15 protein-coding genes are annotated in these 18,267 nt (G+C 73.8%); 9 read left to right on the top strand and 6 right to left on the bottom strand.

Translation table 11 applies throughout. From position 1 onward, the window contains the following. The first annotated feature begins 63 nt into the window (after positions 1-63). The 5 genes from ACGF13_RS03540 to ACGF13_RS03520 all read left to right on the top strand — a co-directional run bounded on the left by ACGF13_RS03540 (position 64) and on the right by ACGF13_RS03520 (position 5,566). A complete protein-coding gene (locus ACGF13_RS03540) occupies positions 64-948 on the top strand; it encodes an NAD(P)-dependent oxidoreductase (RefSeq protein WP_392868503.1) in 885 nt (294 codons plus the stop codon). A gap of 126 nt (positions 949-1,074) precedes the next feature. Then, positions 1,075-1,656, top strand: coding sequence for a flavodoxin family protein (locus ACGF13_RS03535; RefSeq protein WP_392868501.1), 582 nt, complete (start codon positions 1,075-1,077; stop codon positions 1,654-1,656). A 428-nt stretch (positions 1,657-2,084) separates the two neighbouring features. Further along, positions 2,085-3,236 carry an LPXTG cell wall anchor domain-containing protein gene (locus ACGF13_RS03530; protein ID WP_392868499.1) on the top strand — a complete coding sequence of 384 codons (1,152 nt, stop codon included), beginning with the start codon at positions 2,085-2,087 and terminating at the stop codon, positions 3,234-3,236. 218 nt (positions 3,237-3,454) lie between these two features. After that, the gene (locus ACGF13_RS03525) at positions 3,455-4,717 is read left to right on the top strand and encodes a hypothetical protein (RefSeq protein ID WP_392868497.1); all 1,263 of its coding nucleotides are present in this window, start codon (positions 3,455-3,457) and stop codon (positions 4,715-4,717) included. A gap of 54 nt (positions 4,718-4,771) precedes the next feature. Next, entirely contained in the window at positions 4,772-5,566 is a 795-nt protein-coding gene (locus ACGF13_RS03520; RefSeq protein WP_392868495.1) for a MerR family transcriptional regulator, read from the top strand. Positions 5,567-5,659: 93 nt separating this feature from the next. Here the strand turns inward: ACGF13_RS03520 and ACGF13_RS03515 are convergent, their stop codons facing one another. Continuing rightward, the gene (locus ACGF13_RS03515; RefSeq protein WP_392868493.1) at positions 5,660-6,814 is read right to left on the bottom strand and encodes a helix-turn-helix domain-containing protein; all 1,155 of its coding nucleotides are present in this window, start codon (positions 6,812-6,814) and stop codon (positions 5,660-5,662) included. A 236-nt stretch (positions 6,815-7,050) separates the two neighbouring features. On the opposite strand from ACGF13_RS03515, the gene ACGF13_RS03510 reads away from it, so the two are divergent. The 3 genes from ACGF13_RS03510 (at position 7,051) to ACGF13_RS03500 (ending at position 10,646) form a co-directional block, all read left to right on the top strand. Then, the gene (locus tag ACGF13_RS03510; RefSeq protein ID WP_392868491.1) at positions 7,051-7,728 is read left to right on the top strand and encodes an RNA polymerase sigma factor; all 678 of its coding nucleotides are present in this window, start codon (positions 7,051-7,053) and stop codon (positions 7,726-7,728) included. Further along, complete coding sequence (locus tag ACGF13_RS03505; RefSeq protein ID WP_392868489.1) at positions 7,725-9,164, top strand: hypothetical protein; 1,440 nt, start codon at positions 7,725-7,727, stop codon at positions 9,162-9,164. The genes ACGF13_RS03510 and ACGF13_RS03505 overlap by 4 nt, the downstream gene beginning before the upstream one ends. A gap of 276 nt (positions 9,165-9,440) precedes the next feature. Continuing rightward, positions 9,441-10,646, top strand: a complete 1,206-nt coding sequence (locus ACGF13_RS03500) for a hypothetical protein (RefSeq protein ID WP_392868487.1) — start codon at positions 9,441-9,443, stop codon at positions 10,644-10,646. Positions 10,647-10,722: 76 nt separating this feature from the next. Here the strand turns inward: ACGF13_RS03500 and ACGF13_RS03495 are convergent, their stop codons facing one another. Together ACGF13_RS03495 and ACGF13_RS03490 are read right to left on the bottom strand one after the other, a co-directional pair. Continuing rightward, a complete protein-coding gene (locus ACGF13_RS03495; RefSeq protein WP_392868485.1) occupies positions 10,723-12,222 on the bottom strand; it encodes an aminopeptidase P family protein in 1,500 nt (499 codons plus the stop codon). Between the two features lie 159 nt (positions 12,223-12,381). Beyond that, complete coding sequence (locus ACGF13_RS03490) at positions 12,382-13,833, bottom strand: PP2C family protein-serine/threonine phosphatase (RefSeq protein ID WP_392868483.1); 1,452 nt, start codon at positions 13,831-13,833, stop codon at positions 12,382-12,384. A 616-nt stretch (positions 13,834-14,449) separates the two neighbouring features. Between ACGF13_RS03490 and ACGF13_RS03485 the strand changes: the two genes are divergently transcribed. Continuing rightward, positions 14,450-15,112, top strand: coding sequence for a bifunctional DNA primase/polymerase (locus ACGF13_RS03485; protein WP_392868481.1), 663 nt, complete (start codon positions 14,450-14,452; stop codon positions 15,110-15,112). A gap of 232 nt (positions 15,113-15,344) precedes the next feature. Here ACGF13_RS03485 and ACGF13_RS03480 read toward each other — a convergent pair whose 3' ends face one another. The 3 genes from ACGF13_RS03480 to ACGF13_RS03470 form a co-directional block, all read right to left on the bottom strand. After that, on the bottom strand, positions 15,345-16,328 hold the full coding sequence (locus ACGF13_RS03480) for a DUF5926 family protein (protein ID WP_392868479.1): 984 nt from the start codon (positions 16,326-16,328) through the stop codon (positions 15,345-15,347). Between the two features lie 69 nt (positions 16,329-16,397). Further along, positions 16,398-16,973 (bottom strand): ATP-binding protein, encoded by a 576-nt coding sequence (locus tag ACGF13_RS03475; protein ID WP_392868781.1) that lies wholly within the window; start codon positions 16,971-16,973, stop codon positions 16,398-16,400. Between the two features lie 351 nt (positions 16,974-17,324). Next, positions 17,325-18,149 carry a glycerophosphodiester phosphodiesterase gene (locus ACGF13_RS03470; RefSeq protein WP_392868477.1) on the bottom strand — a complete coding sequence of 275 codons (825 nt, stop codon included), beginning with the start codon at positions 18,147-18,149 and terminating at the stop codon, positions 17,325-17,327. Positions 18,150-18,267 lie beyond the last annotated feature (118 nt).

Here is an 18,267-nt window from a genome sequence, read left to right as displayed (position 1 = left end):
CCACAAGGCCCCCTGACGTACAGTCGGCCGCATACGAGCAGTGGCGACCAGGGGAGTGCGCGGATGAGCGGGCGGACGATCGGCTTCGTCGGGCTGGGCGGGATGGGGCGCGGCATGGCCGGCAGCCTGCTGCGGGCCGGCCACACGGTACGGGTCTGGAACCGCTCGCCCGAACCGGTGGCCGCGATGGTGGCCGAGGGCGCGCAGGCGGCCGACTCGCTCGCCGAGGTGTTCGCCGCCGACACGGTGGTCTCCATGCTCGCCAACGACGCGGCGGTCGAGCAGCTGCTGCTCGACCCCGCGCTGCTGGCCGGCGCCGAGGCGACCCTGCACGTCAACATGGCCACCGTCTCGCTCGCCCTCGCCGAGCGGGCCGAGGCGCTGCACGGCGAGCACGGCATCGGCTACGTCGCCGCCCCGGTGCTCGGCCGGCCGCCGGTCGCGGCGGCCGGGCGGCTGAACATCCTGGCCGCGGGCGCGCCCGACCTGCTGGAGCGGGCCGAGCCGCTGTTCGCCGCGATGGGCGAGCGCACCTGGCACTTCGGGGACAGCCCCCGGCAGGCCAACACGGCCAAGATCAGCACCAACTTCCTGATCGCCTGCGCGATCGAGTCGATGGCCGAGGCGTGCAGCCTGGCCGACGCGAACGGCGTCCGGCCGACCGAACTGGTCGAGATGCTCGCCGCCACGCTCTTCCCCGGGCCGATCTACGGCGGCTACGGCGCGATGGTGGCCGAACGCCGCTACGAGCCGGCCGGGTTCCGGCTGCCGCTCGGGCTCAAGGACGTCGGCCTCGCGCTGGAGGCGGGCGCCGCGCGCAACGTCCCGCTCCCGTTCGGCAGCATCCTGCGGGACGCCTTCCTGGACGCGCTCGCCCACGGCGACGGGGAGAAGGACTGGGCGGCCGTCGCCGCCGTCGCCCGCCGCCGGGCCGGACTGCCCGCCTGACCGCCGTCCGGTCGCCCGCGCCAACCCCGGCGCGCTGCAAGGGGGTTGGCGCGGGCGCGGAATAAACGGACCTTCGACGGTCGCTCTCTCCTCCGTCCGTACCGCATTCACGACGGGGGAGTCATGATGGTCGATCAGCCAACCGGCGCCGCGGCGCCGCGGCGTTTCCTGTTCCTCGACGCCAGCGCGCGCACCGACGGGAACTCCGTCCGGCTGGCCCGGCTGGCCGCCGAGTCGAGCCTGCCGCCCGGCGCCGAGCAGCACTGGCTGCGGCTGGAGGACCACCCGCTGCCGCCCTTCCGGGACCTGCGGCACACCGGCGACGGCCGCTACCCCGAGCCGGTCGGCCACGAGCGGGCCCTGCTGGACGCCACGCTCGCGGCCACCGACCTGGTCTTCGTCGCGCCGGTGTACTGGTACTCGCTGCCGACCAGCGCCAAGCTCTACCTCGACCACTGGTCGGCCTGGCTGCGGCTGCCCGGGGTGGACTTCCGCGCCCGGATGGGCGGCCGCACGCTCTGGGGCGTCACCGCACTCGCCGCCACCGAGGAGGACAAGGCCGAACCGCTGGTCGGCACCCTCCGGCTGACCGCCGAGTACATGGCGATGCGCTGGGGCGGAGCGCTGATCGGCAGCGGCAACCGCCCGGGCGAGGTGCTGGACGACGAGCGGGCGGTGATCGCGGCCAAGTCCTTCTTCGCGGGCTGAGTCCGGACTCGGCCCGGGCCGAGCGCCCGGGTCGAGCCCCGGGTCGAGTGCCCGGCCCGAGCCCCGGGCGTACCCCGAGGGCCGGGCACCGGCGGTCGGCCCGCCGGCGGGCCGGGCACGGCCGGACCCGGCCGGACGTCCACGCGCGTTCGCCCCCGCCGGAGGAGGCCCTGCGGTACCGTCCTACGGGCGTGTACCCGTCACCGCGGGGCGACTTCAGGCGAGGCGCAAAAGCCTTACAGGTGGCCAGAGTTGGGCGATTCGGGCATCGATTTCCCCGGTCCTGAGCGCAGCGTGCCACCCGGCTTCCGGATCGGTCGGATCTTTCGGTACTCTCCGTCGGACTTTCAGCTTCGCGGGGGGTACTGCGGCGTCTGCGGCCGCCCCCTCGCGCCCGGGCCTCGCCCGGACACTTCCGTGAGGTCTCCTTGTCCATACGTCGCAGTCTTGCCCTTGCCGGAGCCGCCGCGCTCGCGTCCTCGCTCGTGCTGGCGGGCGCCCAGGGCGCCATGGCCGTCGGCACCCCCGGCACCCCGTCCGCCGTCGCCTCCCAGGCCGACAAGGCGTCGCACGCGAGCCTCGACCTCTCGCTGAACAACGTGCCCGGCACCTTCATCGCCGGCGGTGACGCCCGCGAGTTCACCTTCAAGGTCGACAACCGGACGAAGCACGACTTCGTCTTCATCCCGCTGCTCAAGTTCAAGAGCAAGGCGGGCTCGCTCCAGGCGAAGGACCTCAAGGTCCAGTACCGGCTCCCCGGGGGCGAGTGGCAGACCGCCGTGGTCGCCCCCGACAAGAGCGGGGAGAAGAAGAACGACTCCGTCCTGATGATGCTCGGCACCCTCGACGCCGACGGCAACCCGGTCGGCGACGACCTGCTCGGGGTGAACCGCGGCAAGAACGTCCCGATCAAGGTCCGGGCGTCCTTCACCGACGGCTCCCCGCTCGGCCGGGCCGGCGTCGTCCCGGTCGTCTTCGCGGCCCAGCTCGACGACTCCAGCCACCAGCCGGTCGACAACGGCCACCTCAGCTGCGACGGCGGCGTGGGCTTCGTCATCAAGGCGCCGGGCGGCAAGCCGACCCCGACGCCCACCTCGTCGCACACCGGCAAGCCCAGCCCGACGCCGACCCAGACGGGCAAGCCCAGCCCGACCGCGAGCAGCTCCCCGTCGGCCACCGCGACCACCACGCCGACCGAGAAGCCGACCGAGACGCCCACTGGCAAGCCGACCGAGACCCCGACCGAGACCCCGACCGAGAAGCCCACCGAGCAGCCGACCACCCCGGCCACCGGTACGCCCTCCGGCTCGGCCACCGCCCCGGCCCCGGCCGAGAGCACCGGCGACACCGCGGGCCCGATCGACTTCCCGGTGGAGCCCCCGGTCATCACCCCGCCGCCGCTGACCCCGGCCGTGGTCGACAAGGCCAAGGCCGCCGCCGACGGCGCCGACAAGGCCCTGGCCCAGACCGGTGGCGGCGACAACACCACGGTCATCGCGGCCACCGGTGGTGCCGTCCTGGTCGCCGGCATCGGCACCCTCGTGGTGCTGCGCCGCCGCAAGTCCGCGCAGCAGGGCTGACCCGAAGCGCCGACCGAAGCGCTGACCGGGGCGCCGCCCCGAAGCGCTGACCCGAAGTGCTGACCCGGGCGCGCCGCCGAGAGCGCGCAGGCCCGGTCCCGTGCCGCCCGTGCCGCCCGCACCGTCCCGTCGGACGGATCCGCGGGCGGCACGGGCGGTTCTCCTTCGTCACATAGGATGTCCGGCCGGAGGGGGGCGGAACGGCGGGGAGAGGACAGGTGCGGGTAGCACGCACGGCACGGACCACCACCGACTACGAGGCGACCACCGGGCGGATCGCCGGACTGCCGCTCCGCAGGCACCACGTCCTGCTGGCCGCCTGGACGGTGCTCTGGTTCCTCCTGGTCGAGCCCAGCGGCGGCTTCTCGTGGCACTACCTGCGCCAGGGCGAGCAGCTGCTCTTCAGTGACCAGCCCGACGGCGGCCTGTCGCTCTACGCCCACCACCCGGAGCTCCAGATCGGCCCGGTGAGTCTGGCCGCGGCCAGACTCACCGCCCCGTTCGCGCCGCACACCGGCGAGCTGATCGCCGAGGCGGTGAGCGCCGGGCTGGGCCTGGTGATGCTGGTCCTGGTCGGCCGCACCGCCGCCCTGTACTACCTCGGCACCGGGACCAACCACCGGCGTCTCCAGCAGCGGCTGCTGATCGCCGGGCTGGCGTTCATCCCGATGTGGGTCGAGGTCTCGGTCCGCTTCGCGCACCTGGACGACGTCCTGGCGCTGTTCTTCACCACCCTCGCCGCGCACGCCCTGGCCCGCGGCAAGCCCGTCCAGGTCGCGGTCTTCCTGGCGCTGGCGGTCGATTCCAAACCCTGGGCGATCGCCTTCGCCCCACTGATCCTGGCGCTGCCCAGGTCCGCCTGGCTGCGCACCGCGCTCTGGTTCTGCGCCCTGGTGGCGATCGCCTGGCTGCCGTTCTACCTGGGCAACCTGGACACCATGGCGGCCGCCAAGTTCACCATCCCGAACCAGCCCGCCTCCGCGCTGCGCTGGTTCGGGGTCACCGACCCGGCCACCCCCTGGTGGGACCGTCCGACCCAGTTCGCGCTCGGCATCGGACTCGGCTGCGTCGCCGTCTGGCGCGGCCGCTGGCCCGCCGTGGTGCTGCTGGGCGCGGACGCCCGCATCCTGCTCGACCCGAGCGTCTACACGTACTACACGGCCTCGATCCTGCTCGGCACCCTGCTCTGGGACGCGGTCGGGCAGAAGCGGCTCGTCCCGTGGTGGAGCTGGATAGCGCTGGCCTCGCTGTACGGCGGCACGCTGTTCCTGCCGTCCGACGCGGCCCGCGGTTTCGTCCGGCTCGCCTTCGTGGTGGTCTCCGCCTCGTACGTGCTGCTCTGGCCCACCCAGCGGTCCCGCCGGCAGCGGCCCGGCGCACCGGGCGACGGCGGCGGCCGCAGGGGTGGTCGGCGGCGCGAGCGGGTGCCGGTCGGCGCCGGGGTCCGAGACGGGCGCGCCCGCGCCGGCGCCACGGCTTGACCCTCACGCGACGTGAGAGCCGAGGGTGGTGGTCAGCACCAGGGAGGGACTCCGATGACCAGTGAGGGCTACTCGGTCGGCGCCGTGGCGAAGATCGCCAAGGTGACCGTCCGCACCCTGCACCACTACGACGAGATCGGCCTGCTGTCCCCGGCCGGCCGTACCCGCTCCGGCTACCGCCGGTACGGGGACGCCGACCTCGACCGGCTGCAGCAGATCCTCTTCTACCGAGAACTCGGGTTCCCCCTGGAGGAGATCGCGGCGATCCTGGACGACGACTCGGTCAGCCCGACCGAACACCTCCGGCGGCAGCACCGGCTGCTCACCGACCGGATCAGTCACCTCCAGGAGCTCGCCTCAGCCGTCGAACACGCCATGGAGGCACGGAGAATGGGCATTCAGCTGACCCCGGAGGAGAAGTTCGAGATCTTCGGCGAGGGCTACCAGGAGGAGTGGGAGCAGGAGGCCGAGCAGCGCTGGGGCGACACCGCGGCCTGGGCCGAGTCGCAGCGCCGCGCCGGCGGCTACTCCAAGGCCGACTGGCAGCGCATCCAGGCCGAGATGACCGGGATCAACGACCGCCTGGCCGAGGCGGTCACCGCCGGCGAGCCCGCCGACGGTCCGGTGGCCACGGACCTCGCCGAGGAGCACCGCCGGCACATCTGCCGGAACTTCTACGACTGCACGTTCACCATCCACCGCGGCCTGGCCGGGCTGTACGTCTCCGACTCGCGCTGGACCGACACCTACGAGAAGCTCGCGCCGGGCCTGGCCCAGTGGCTGCACGACGCCATCCTCGCCAACGCGGACCTGCGCGAGGCCGACCCCGAGGCGACGCGCGAGGCGTGACAGCGGGCGCGCTCAGGCCACCCCGCGCGCTCAGGCACCCCGGGCTCAGGCCACCGCGCGCTCAGGCCACCCCGGGCTCAGGCCACCGCGCGCTCAGGCCACCCCGCGCCCGAAGGAGCGCCGGTAGGAGGTCGGGGAGGTGCGCATCACCCGGCCGAAGTGGTGGCGGAAGGTCGCGGCGCTCTCGAAGCCGACCGCCGCGGCGATCTCCTCCACCGTCCCCTCCGGCGACTCCAGCAGCGCCAGACTGGCCGCGATGCGCTGGGTGACGACCCAGCGCATCGGGCTGGTCCCGGTGCGGGCGGTGAAGTGCCGCAGGTACGAGCGGTCCGACATCCGGGCGGCGCGGGCCAGTCGGGAGATGGTCAGCGGGGACGACAGGTGGTCCAGCGCCCACTGCATGCTGCGGGCTATGCCGTCCTCCTCGTCCTCGACCGGGCGGACCGCCGCCTCGACGAACTGGGCCTGCCCGCCGTCCCGGTGCGGCGCCACCACGAAGCGCCGGGCCACCGTGTTCGCCACCTTGGCGCCGTGGTCCCGGCGGACCAGGTGCAGGCAGAGGTCGATGCCGGCCGCGCTGCCCGCGCTGGTCAGCACGTCCCCGTTGTCCACGTACAGCACGTCCGGGTTGACCCGCACCGCCGGGTGGCGCTGCCGGAGCAACTCGGCGTACCGCCAGTGGGTGGTCGCCTCCCGGCCGTCCAGCAGCCCGGCGGCGGCCAGCGCGAAGGCGCCCCCGCAGATCGACACGATCCGGGCGCCACGACCGTGCGCGGTGCGCAGCGCCTCGACCAGGGCGGGGGAGACGCCCCCGGCATCGCGGCCGGGAGGCGCCCCGGCGCCGCCGAACACGTTGGGCACCCCGGGGACGATCACGGTGTCGGCGGCGGCCAGCTCGTCCAGCCCGTACGGGGCGGTCAGCGTGAAGCCGCCCACCGCGTCCAGCGGCGTCCCGGGCCGCTCGGCGCACACCTTCAGTCCGTACCAGGGTGCCGCCAGCAGGCCTGCCAGCTCGGGCCGCGCGAGCCCGAACACCTCGACCACCACGCCGAGTTCGAAGGTCGCCATGCCCGGGAAGGCGTACACCGCGACGTCGTGCACGGGCTCCGGGCGCCGGCCGATGGTGACGGACACCGGCCGCGACGCGGTGACGGACACCGGCCGCGAAGCGGTGGCGGCGGCCGCGGCCGCACCCACGGCCGTACCGGTTCCGGCACCGACCGGGCCGTCGACGTTCTGCTCGGCCATGCGAACCCCCTGCTCACGGGTGGCGGAATGCCGGTGAGTGTAGCCGTCCGGACCCCTTCGGAACTTTCTTCGAACCCACCTGCAACCTCCGCTCCCGTCACACGTCCTTGACTACGGGGGGCGGAGGGAACCCGGCCGAGGGCGGGCTGGGATGATCCCCCCGATCACGATCTTGATCAGGTGACCTGACGGAACGGCGGCCGCCGTCACCGTCCCGGGGGAAAGCGGAAACGCAGATGTCCATGGCCATCGGGCCGACCGCCGTGCAGTCAGGGGGACGCGGCTTCTCCGTCCGAGGAGTGGTCGCCGCGCTGTTCGGTGCGCAGGAGGTCGGCGAGCCGCTCGCCGGCGTCGTCACCGAACAGGACGCGAAGCAGCGCCGTTCCGGCTTCCGCCTGTTGCGCGGCGGCCGCAGGCCCGCCGAGGACCGGCCCACCCTGACCGACCTCTACCACGCCCACCGGCTCGGTCTGGTCCGGATGGCGGTCCTGCTGGTCGACCACCAGGACCTGGCCGAGGACGTCGTCCAGGAGGCCTTCACCCAGCTCTACCAGCGCTACGGCGAGGAGCTGGACGACCTCGACAACGCGCTCGGCTACCTGCGCACCTCGGTGGTCAACGGCGCCCGTTCGATGCTGCGCCGCCGCAAGACCGCCCGCGAGTACGTGCCGCCGCACGTGGCCGACGCCCCGTCCGCCGAGGACCACGCGGTGCTCAACGACGAGCACCGCCGGGTGCTGGTGGCCCTGCAGGAGTTGACTCCCCGCCAGCGCGAGGTGCTGGTGCTGCGCTACTGGTCCGACATGTCGGAAGCGCAGATTGCCGAGACCCTGGGGCTGTCCCGGGGCGCCGTGAAGTCCACCGCCAGCCGCGCTCTGGACGCCTTGGAAAAGCACCTGGAGAAGGTTCGATGACCGACAAGCTCCCCCGCCGCACAGGCGGCGACGGCGACGGGCCGGCCGAGACACCCACGGAACGGCTGCTCCGCGAGGCGTTGACGGCCCGCGCCTCCATGGTCACGGCGACGGGTCTGCGCCCGGCCGCTCCCCCGAAGAGCCGGATCCGCCGACTGCGCCCGGTGTACGCCGTCACCCTGCCGCTCGGCCTGGCCGCCGCCATGGCGGTCGGCGTGCTCACCTTCCACGGCGAGCCGGTCGCCCAGGACCAGGTCCCGCCGCCGGCCGCCACGCTGACCTCCGTGCCGAGCCCGACGCCCGAGCCGACCGAGGCCCCCAGCCCCACGCCCACCCCCACCGACCCGGGCACCCCCGATGCCGAGACCGACGTCCCGCTCGCCGACGGTGCCTCGTCCACGACCCCCACCGCCCCCAACACCGCGGCCGGTGCGGCGAGTTCGTACACCCTCCGAGGCGTCAAGTTCAAGGTTCCGGGAGGCTGGAAGGTCGTGCCGCGCTCGGCGGAGCGGGTCTGCGTGCTGAGCCCCGGAGCGCCGACCGAGCCGCAGCAGGGCTGGACGCAGGCGGACTGTGAGCCCTACGGCGTCATGGTCGTGGTCTACAACACCTCGGACGAAACCGGAAGCGGTGCCTGGCCGACGATGGACGACCTCGCCGCCCCCGACGGCTGGGGCCACCAGCCGAACTGCCCGGTCTGGGGCCGGCCCTACTTCCCCGACAGCGGCTACTCCTCGATGGGCGCCCCGGTGCGGACCAAGTCCACGGTGGGCGGCAAGTCGATCGACAAGACCCAGTGGAACGTCACCTGCAAGCCTGGGGACAGCTTCACCGCCCAGCTGTGGGGCATGGGTTCGGACCAGGTCTTCGTGGTGGCGAACGGGCTCAAGAGCGACTACCAGGCGGGCCTGACGTCGATCGTCAACAGCCTGGACGTGAGCGGCCACAAGCCGCCGACCGGGGTCGCGCAGAGCGGTAAGGACATCGCCATCACCGTCGACGGCGGCATTGGCGCGGGGCAGAAGGTGTCCAACGGCGGCACCCCGGTGACCTTCTCAGTGACCTACCGGAACACCAGTCAGAAGAGCTTCGCGAAGGTCCAGCCGCTGGTCTACACGAAGGACTACGCCGGGACGCCGCCCAGCGAGGTCGTCATGATGAACCGGGGCAAGCTGGAGCGCCAGGACGGCGGTGGCTGGACGGAGATCCCGCTGTCGATGGGGGGCGGCATGGACTACGCGATGGTGGCCGAGAGCGCCGCGTTCTCGCTCGCTCCGGGTGAGAGCAAGAAGGTGACGTACCGGATGACCCTCGACCCGGTGGACGGGCCCGGGACGATGCCGGTGGCCGTCCAGGTGACGCTGCCGTACTCCGGTACGGCGGGGCTGACCGTCCTGAACGAGCTGACCGTCCCGGTGACGGTCGTGAAGCAGTAGTCCCAAGCGGGCCGTCAGTCCCAAGCGGGCCGTCGAGGCGCCGTGGCCGGGGTTCTCCCCTGGTCACGGCGCCTTTCGGCGTTCCGGGGCGGGTCGCGAAAAATTTCTTCGAACCCGGGTGCAACCCCCCGGCGGGATGGACGTCTATCAGGGTGAGAGGCGGGGAGAGCGAGCCGGTGAAGCCGGGGGGCTCGGGCCGGCTCCTCGGGGCGCGACAGTGGGCGCCCGCTCATCCGATCGAAACCACCATCACCGTGTCCTTGGGGGGACTGTCACATGAACGCGTCCGTTATCGCCCGTATTGCGAAGATCGTCCCGCTGGCCGTCGTCGCCGCCGTCGGTGTCGCCGCCTGCGGCCCGACCAACGGCGGATCGTCCGTCGCCGCCTCCGCCCCCACCCCCTCGGCCACCTCCTCGGCCACCCCCGGCGCGGGCGCCGTCCCGACCACCCCCGCCCCGGCCGCGCCCACCACCGCCGCGCCGGCCGCCACGCCCACCACCGAGGCCCCGGCGGCGGAGGCCCCCGCCGCCGAGCCCGCCAAGCCCGCCGCGAAGGCCCCGGCCAAGCCGGCCACGAAGGCCCCGGCCAAGCCCGCCGCCGCCAAGCCCGCGGCGCCGAAGCCCGCCGCCCAGTCCGGCGGAAGCGGCATCGGGATCACCTTCAGCGGCCTGAGCGAGGGCGCGCAGATCGAGCTGAACGACCTGGTGACCTTCTCCGTCACCTGGAAGAACAACGACGCCACCGGCACCCGCGGCGTGGCCCCGGTGGTGGTGACCCAGCAGTACGAGGGCGCCCCCTGCGCGCGGGTGTTGGACCTCGCGGACGGCACCCTGGAGCGCAAGGACGCCTCGGGCTGGAAGCAGCTGGACCACCTCAGCCAGGGCACCGGGATGGACTACGTGGTCAACCAGAACGACGGGGCCTTCACGCTCGCCGCCGGCGAGAGCCGGACCATCGAGTACCGGATGCGGCTGTCCATGGCCAACCGCCCGGGCCGGCTCGGGATCGAGGCGGACGCCCCCGTGCCGAACTCCACGCACTACCAGGGCATCGCGAAGGCCGTGCTGAACGCCTCGGTCGTCGACCACCTCAGCCCGGAGGTGACCGGCGTGTCGCAGACGGGCCTCAAGGTCGGGACGACCCCCGTCGAGTTCGGCTTCGAGGCCAACGCCCCGGGGGGCACCGCGAACCTGCACCCCGTGGTGGGCGTGTCGAGCGCCAAGTGGCTGGCGGCGGGCGACTTCACGCTGGAGGCGAGGGTCGGCGCTGACTGGAAGCCGGTCGAGGTGCAGGAGGAGTGCGACGGTCTGACCGCGGTCCTCCCGACCGGGATGGAGAGCAACAGGTGGGGTGACACGGTCGAGTACACCTTCCGGATCGCCATGAAGGAGACCCCGAAGTACCCCGTGGAGGTCCAGGTGGGTGCCCGGTCGAACGGCCACCAGTCCGCCTACTGGCAGGTCTTCGGCGACCGGGCCTGACAGCCGGCCCGCACCTGAAGCCGAAGGGCCCGGCCTCCCACTGCTCGGGAGGCCGGGCCCTTCACCGTTTCGCGGCTCAGGCGAGCGAGGCCATCCAGGCCTCGACGTCCTCGGAGCTGCGGGGCAGGCCGGCCGAGAGGTTCTCGTTGCCGTCGGCGGTGACCAGGATGTCGTCCTCGATCCGGACGCCGATGCCGCGGTACTCCTCCGGCACGGTCAGGTCGTCCTGCTGGAAGTACAGGCCCGGCTCGACGGTCAGCACCATGCCCGGGACCAGCAGCGCGTCGACGTGCTCCTCGCGGCGCGAGTGGGCGCAGTCGTGGACGTCCAGGCCGAGCATGTGGCCGGTGCCGTGCAGGGTCCAGCGGCGCTGGAGACCGAGCTCCAGGACCTTCTCGACGTCGTACACCGAGGCGTCCAGCAGGCCCCAGGCGAGCAGCCGCTCGGCGAGGACCCGCTGCGAGGCCTCGTGGAAGTCGCGGAAGCGGGCGCCGGGCTTCACCGCGGCGATGCCGGCCTCCTGGGCGTCGTACACGGCGTCGTAGATCCGGCGCTGCAGCTCGGTGAAGCGGCCGTTGATCGGCAGGCTGCGGGTGACGTCGGCGGTGTAGAGGGTGCTGCTCTCCACGCCCGCGTCCAGCAGCAGCAGCTCGCCGGGGCGCACGTCGCCGTCGTTGCGCACCCAGTGCAGGGTGGTGGCGTGCGGGCCGGCCGCGGCGATGGTGCCGTAGCCGACGTCGTTGCCCTCGACCCGGGCGCGGCGCCAGAAGGTGCCCTCGATCCAGCGCTCCGAGGTGGCGACGGCCTGGCCCAGCTCGCGGACCACGTCGGTGAAGCCCTTGACGGTGGCGTCGCAGGCGGCGCGCAGCTCGCCGATCTCCCACTCGTCCTTGACCAGCCGCAGGCCGCTCAGGAACTCCTTGAACTCGGCGTCCTTGTCGGCGTCCAGGGCGTCGGCCAGCGCGGCCTCCAGGCCGGCGTCGTAGCCGCGGACGATCCGGGTCGGCACGGCGGAGTCCGCGGCCTTCGCGGCCAGCTCCTCGGCGGCCTGGCGCACGTCCCGGGCGGGCAGGCCGAGCAGCTGCTCCTGCTCGCTCAGGCTGTGCCGGCGGCCGACCCACAGCTCGCCGTAGCCGTCCAGCCAGAACTCGCCGTTCTCGCGGTTCGAGCGGGGCAGCAGGTAGAGCGCGAACTCGTGGCCGGTCGCTCCGGTCGGCTCGCCGACCAGCACCGCGTCCTCGGTCTGGTCGCCGGTGAGGTGGACGTACTCGCTGGAGGCGCGGAACGCGTAGTCGGTGTCGTTGGAGCGGACCCGCAGGTTGCCCGCCGGGACGACCAGGCGCTCGCCGGGGTAGGCGGCGGACAGCGCGGCGCGGCGCTCGGTCGCGTACGGGGCCTGGGCGACCGGGACGAGGCCGTGCAGCTCGGTGTCGGCCCAGCCGGACTTCATCGAGGCGGCAAGCTCGTCGGAGATCTCGCCGTAGAGACCGTTCTTGCGGCCCTTGACCTGCTCGGGCTCCTCGCCGCCCTCGGCCTCGGGGTTCTCGGCCACCGCGGGGGTACGGTCCTCGGTCACGTGCAACGCCTCCTTGGGGGGTGGTACCGCCGCCCGTCGGGGGAGGTGTCGGATCGCGACACGCGCGGGCGGCCGTGCGTCCATGGTACGGACGTGCGGCCGCCCGTCCTCCCCCAGCCTTCGGCCGGGGGGACCCCCAGGGCCCGAACTGTTCCTCTCCTACTCGAAGCGGGCCGCCAGCAGCATCAGGTCGTCGGTGGCCGTGCCCGGGGTCTCCCGGTCCGGGCAGACCGCCAGCAGGTGGGCGCAGAGCCGGTCCGGGTCGATCCGCACGTCGCGCGGGGCGTCGGCGGCGGCCCGGCGCAGGTTGGCCTGCCCGGCGTGCAGGGTCGGCCCGCAGCGGCGGGCCAGGCCCTCGGTGTAGAGCAGCAGGGTGTCGCCGCGCTCGGCGGTGAACTCCACCCCGGGCGCTTCCCAGCAGGTCAGCATGCCGAGCGGGGCGGAGAGCGAGGTCTCGACGAACTCGGCGCCGTGCCGGCCGACCAGGACCGGCGGGCAGTGCCCGGCGCCGGCCAGGGTGATCCGGCGCTCCTCGGGCTCGACCCAGGCGTAGACGGCGGTCGCGGTGCGGGTCGGCTCGGTGGTCTTGAGCAGCAGTTCCAGGTCCCCCAGGACGGAGACCGGGTCCTCGCCCTCCAGCACCGCGTACGCCCGCAGCGCGGCCCGGACCCGGCCCATCGCGGCGGCCGCGCCGGGGGCGGAGCCGGGGCCCGCCCCGGGGCCGTCGCCGGAGACGGATCCGACGGTGAGGCCGATGGTGCCGTCGGGCAGCGGGATCGCGTCGTACCAGTCGCTGCCGCAGGAGCGCTCCAGCCCGGCGGGGACCAGCCGGGCGGCCAGCCGCAGCCCGGCGGCCTGGGGGAGCCGGTCCGGCAGCAGTCCGCGGCGCAGCGCCTCGGTGGTGCGCGAGATCCGGTCCGACTCCAGCTGCTTGGCGAGCAGCGGGGCGGCGATCTCGCAGTAGTGGCGGGCCAGTTCCCGCTGGCAGCCGGTCGGTTCGGCGGGCTCGTCGTAGAACCAGAGGGCGGCGGCGAGCGGGCCGTCCTCGTCGGTGGCGAGCGGCAGGCCGTAGGCGCCGCCGAGGCCGAGGTGGACGGCGAGTTCGCGCAGCCGGGCGCCGATGGCCGGGTCCTCGGCGAGGTCGCGGGAGTGCATGTGGGCGGGCCGGTCCAGTTCGCGCAGCAGCCGGGCCAGCAGGCTCTGCTCGGTCGGGACGGTCTCCAGGGCGCCGAGGCTGGCGCGGTCGAGGTTGAAGCCGACTGGCTGTCCGGGCCCGCCGCCGGGCCGCCTGGTGACCAGCATGCCGCGCCGGGCGCCGAGCAGGGCGGCGCCGGAGGCGAGGACGGTGTCCAGGGTGGCGGTCAGGCCGCGGGTGCGGGCCAGCCGCTCGGTGTGCTCGTGCAGGCTGGTGAAATCGGACAGGCGTCCGGCCAAACGGTCCTGCACCAGGGCGGACGGGGCCGTGCGGTCGTCCGCCGTGCCGTCCGGGGCGTCGACGGGGCCGGGCAGGTCCGGCAGGTCGAGGACGGTGAGCCCGCCTGCGCAGCCGGGTTCGCCCGGCTCGGCGGTCGTCGTCGACGGGACGGCCGTCGACGGGTGGGACTCGTTCATGCCGTCACTCCTGACGCGGTGCTACGTGCCATGCGAAACCCCCAGCTAAGGCCAATGTGGAGCGAGCACGGCCAAAGGGCGTGTTTCGCCTCGATTCGCTACTACTCGTCATTGATCGACAGCAATGCCACCACTTCTACACAGGCCATTCGGGGCATGTCCAGATCCAGGACGACGCGGTGGCCCGTTCCACAGCCGGCGCGACCCGGTCGGGGGGCGTGCGGGGGGCGTACGCGCGCCCGTGGAGCCCGCAGGCATGGAGCGGGCCGCGAGCGGGCAGAACCGGGAGGACGGACCCGGGCGGCCGTCCGGATCGTATGTCCGTGCCGCCCGAGAGCCGCTCTGGCCGGAACTCTCTCACTCGTACGGTGGAACCAAGCGCGCCCGGGCGGCGTCCATCCGGTCGCGTACGGGATTCTCGTTCCAAGGGCTGTGCCGGTGCGCGGCCCTTCATGTCGTGCTCCACACCTGCTCCACGTCGCAGCCGCGCCGTCCGCCCCGCCGCCCCGCCCCGCCCCGCGCCGCCCGGGGCCCGCCGCGGCGGCCCGCACGGAGGATCCCGACGGACGCCGGTGGAGCGGAGCGAACCGAGCGGTCAGGGAAAGGAACGAGCGCCATGCGTGAGAACCCGAAGAGCCGGTCGGAGGAGCGTTCCGCCCGGTTGGCCGCGGCCCTGGCGGCCGCCGTCGACCACCGCTGGCCCGTGGTGCCGGGCACCGTGCTGTGCGACGGCCGCTGCTCCTGCGGCGACCCGGACTGCACCGTCCCCGGCGCCCACCCGCACGACCCCTCGCTGCTGGCCGCCACCACGGACGCCCGGATGGTGCGCTGGTGGTGGGAGCGGCGGTGCCCGGACGCGCCGGTGCTGGCCGCCACCGGCTGCACCGTCTCGGCGGTCAGCCTGCCCGCGGAGGCCGGAGCCCGGGCACTGGTCTACCTGAGCGCGCTGCGCCTGCCGCTCGGACCGGTGCTGGCGATGCCGGGCCGCTACGCGCTGCTGGTGGCTCCGTACTCGCTGGACGCGCTCGGTGACATGCTCGTCCAACTCCCTTGGGTGCCTGGGTCGTTGCGCTACCACGGGCCGGGCGGCTTCCTGCCGCTGCCGCCCGGAGGCGCGGCGGTGGGGGTCCCCCCGGCCGGAGGCTGGGGGAGGGTGCGCTGGGTGCTGGCTCCGCGGCCGGGCGCGGGCGGCGGGGTCTGGCTGCCGCAGGTCGGGCCGCTGCTGGGGGAGTTGGTGGAGGCGACGGTCCGACTGGACCGCGGACGCTCGGCCCACTGAGGGCGGGGCTCCGCGCGGGCGCTCCGTCGGGATGATCCGTGCGGGCGCTCCGATGGGGCGCTCCGGAAAAACAAAAGATCCGACCGCTGGCGACGGGGGATGCACCAGCGGCCGGACTCTTTAGACAGTAACAAGGATCCGCGCTCGCGCCAATTTCCAAGACGCCCTCCACGCCCGGAAATTGCGCGTTCACCACGACAATGTGACGCGTATCACGCGGATCCCGCGCGCTTTAGTTCAGGGTGACCTGACGGTTCACCAGGTTCGCGCGGGCGCGCCGCTCCTCGGCGGTCAGCGGGGTCCCGTCGGCGAGTACGGAGGCGAGCCGCGCGGCGAACTCGGCGGCCGGCTTCTCGCAGTCGGCGGCGGTCATCTCGAGCGGGAGGTCCCACACCGGGACGGTCAGGCCGTGCGCGCGGAAGGAGCCGACCAGGCGGGTGTCCGGGCCGAGCGAGGCCTCGTCGGCCGCGTTCAGCCGGGCCAGCGCGTCCAGCAGCTGCTCCTCGGGCACGGTCATCACCCAGCGCAGGTGGTTCTTGTCCGGGGTGCCGCACCAGTAGGCGGAGTCCACGCCGGCGAGCTTCTCGGTCGGGATGGCCGAGGCGTTGGCGCGCTCCAGGGAGGCGGCGACCTCGCCGGTGGCGGCCTCGGCGTCCTCCAGCCAGAACTCGAAGCCGGTGTGCACGGCGGGCGTGAACGCGGCGGTGCTGTCCAGCAGGTCCTGCAGGCGGCGCCCGCCCGGGACGGTCCGGCGGGCCGGCACCGGGCTGCCCGGCTCGGTGGCCAGGGCCAGCTCCAGGGCGTCCGCGAGGTCGCGGCTGAGGTCGCCGGAGGAGGACTGGGTCTGCAGGCCGAGCAGGATCGAGCCGTCCTGGCGGCGCAGGGCCGGCCAGGCCAGCGGCAGCACGGTGGCGAGGGTCACCGACGGGACGTCACCGGTCGCGCCCTCGGTCACCCCGGCGGCCAGCGTCAGCGGCACCGTGGCGGCGGGCACCAGCTCGCGCAGCGCCACCCAGTCGGCCTCGCCGGGCAGGCCCTCGAACGGGCGGTGCACCAGCTCCTGCACCGCGTGCGAGGCCTCGCGGCCGTGGCACGCCTTGTACCGGCGGCCCGAGCCGCAGGGGCAGTCCTCGCGGGCCCCGACCACGGGGATCTCGCCCGTGACGGCGGTGGTGGACTGGCGCTGCGGCGCCTTCTTGGCGGCCTTCTTGCCCATGCTGCGGCTCTCCCGGGAACGGTGGTCCTGTGTCCCGGGAAGCCTAACGACACATTCCCCGAGCCCGGCTCATGCGCTACGGGCATCGCCTCCGGTGCGCCGGGCGTGCCGGGCCCGGGCGGGCAGCGCCGCCCAGACCGTGACCTCGCCCGGGGCGTCGCGCACGCCCCAGTCGCTCGCCAGCTGGTCGACGATGCTCAGGCCGCGGCCGCCGCGCGAGGTCAGCGAGGGACTCGCGGGCAGCGGCCGGGTGGCCGCCCCGCCGTCCGTGACCTCCAGGGTGAGCACCCCGTCGGCGTGCATCTGCCAGTGGACCAGCACCCCGCCGCCCGGCTCGTCCGAGCCCTCGGCGGACTCCCGGCCGCCCGGCGCGGCGTGCGGCCCGGACGGGACACCGACCAGGACCTGCCCGAGCACCTCGGCCCGGGAGCCGCGCCCCAGCGCCGGCAGCGGGCCGAGCGGACGGGCGTACCGACAGGCGTTGCTCAACAGCTCGGAAAGGATCAGAACAGCATCATCGATGACCGGTTCCGGTATCTGCCGGTCACCCAGATCTCGACGCAGTCGGCGCCGTGCGACCCCGACACTCGCTGGGCCGTGCGGCACTGCCATGGTCGATGAAGTCGGCACTTCACGCGCCACCATCAACGCCACCCCCGGACCTCCTTCAGCGTATGCCGAGGGAGAGATGCCCCTTGGTAATGCGTCGGAAACGAGCACCGGACGATCCCGCCCGCCCATTTCGAGCGCGGCGACCGACGGTCGACATCAGGTCATTCCGTGCTCACCCTCTGTCGCCCGGATGCAAGAATTCCGGCAATTTCGCGCAAGGAAGGTTTGACTGCTGACCAGAAGTGATCGGATCTGACGGTATGGCTTTGGCCGGTCCTCGGTGCGTCGGCGGATCACCGGGGGATCACCGGGGCGATCACCGGGTGGATCACCGGGGGGATCGCCCGACGATCAGCCGGCGGTCAGCCGGCGATGATCCGGCCGTCAGCGGCCGAGCTGCGCCAGCACCTCCGCGGGCCGGTTGGTGATGATCGCGGACACCCCGAGCTCCAGGCAGAGCTCGACGTCGGCCGGCTCGTCCACCGTCCACACGTGCACCTCGTGCCCCAGCTCCCGCAGCCGGGTCACCAGCTGCGGGCGGGCCCGCACCAGTTCGATGCCCGGGCCGGCGATCCGCGCCCCGCCCGGCAGCGGCGAGCCCGCGCGCAGCCGGCCGAGCAGCGGCAGGGTCCGCTCGAACAGGAAGACCCGCCGGTACTGCGGTGCGGCGGCGCCCACCCGGTCCAGCGCGATCGAGGAGAAGCTCATGATCCGGGCGGACGGGCGGCCGCCGTCCCGGGTCGCGCCGATCTTGAACCGCTCCAGCGTCCGCAGCAGCTCGGCCTCCACCCGGCCGCGGAAGCGCACCGGGTGCTTGGTCTCGATCGCCAGGTCCACCGGGCGGCCGCACTCCACCACCAGCTCCAGCAGCCGCTCCAGCCGCAGCACGCCGCGCAGCTCGGGGTCGGTGCTGGGGCGGCCGGTCTTCCAGGCGCCGAAGTCGTACGCCTCCAGCTCGGCGAGGGTCATGGCCGAGACGGTGCCCCGGCCGTTCGAGACCCGGCCGATCCGGCGGTCGTGCACGCAGACCAGTGCGCCGTCGGCGGTGACCCGGACGTCGCACTCCAGCGCGTCCGCGCCCTCGTCGAGCGCGCGCCGGTAGGCCGCGAGGGTGTGCTCGGGCAGGGCGTGGGAGGAACCGCGGTGGGCGATCACCTGGACGGTCGGCACGGTGCGCGCCGCCGTCGAGGACAGGTCTGGGCTGGTCACAGGCCCAACGATAGGTGGCGGAAGTGAAGCGCGGACAAAGACGGCCCCAACCGGTGGGGCCGTCTTCGCCGTGCTCAGTCGTGCTCTGCCGTGTTCTGCCGTGTTCCGCCGGGCCTCG

The sequence above is a fragment of the Kitasatospora sp. NPDC048286 genome (assembly GCF_043201735.1).
In the GTDB taxonomy this organism is placed as follows: domain Bacteria; phylum Actinomycetota; class Actinomycetes; order Streptomycetales; family Streptomycetaceae; genus Kitasatospora.
This window is presented reverse-complemented; position numbering and strand designations above follow the sequence as displayed.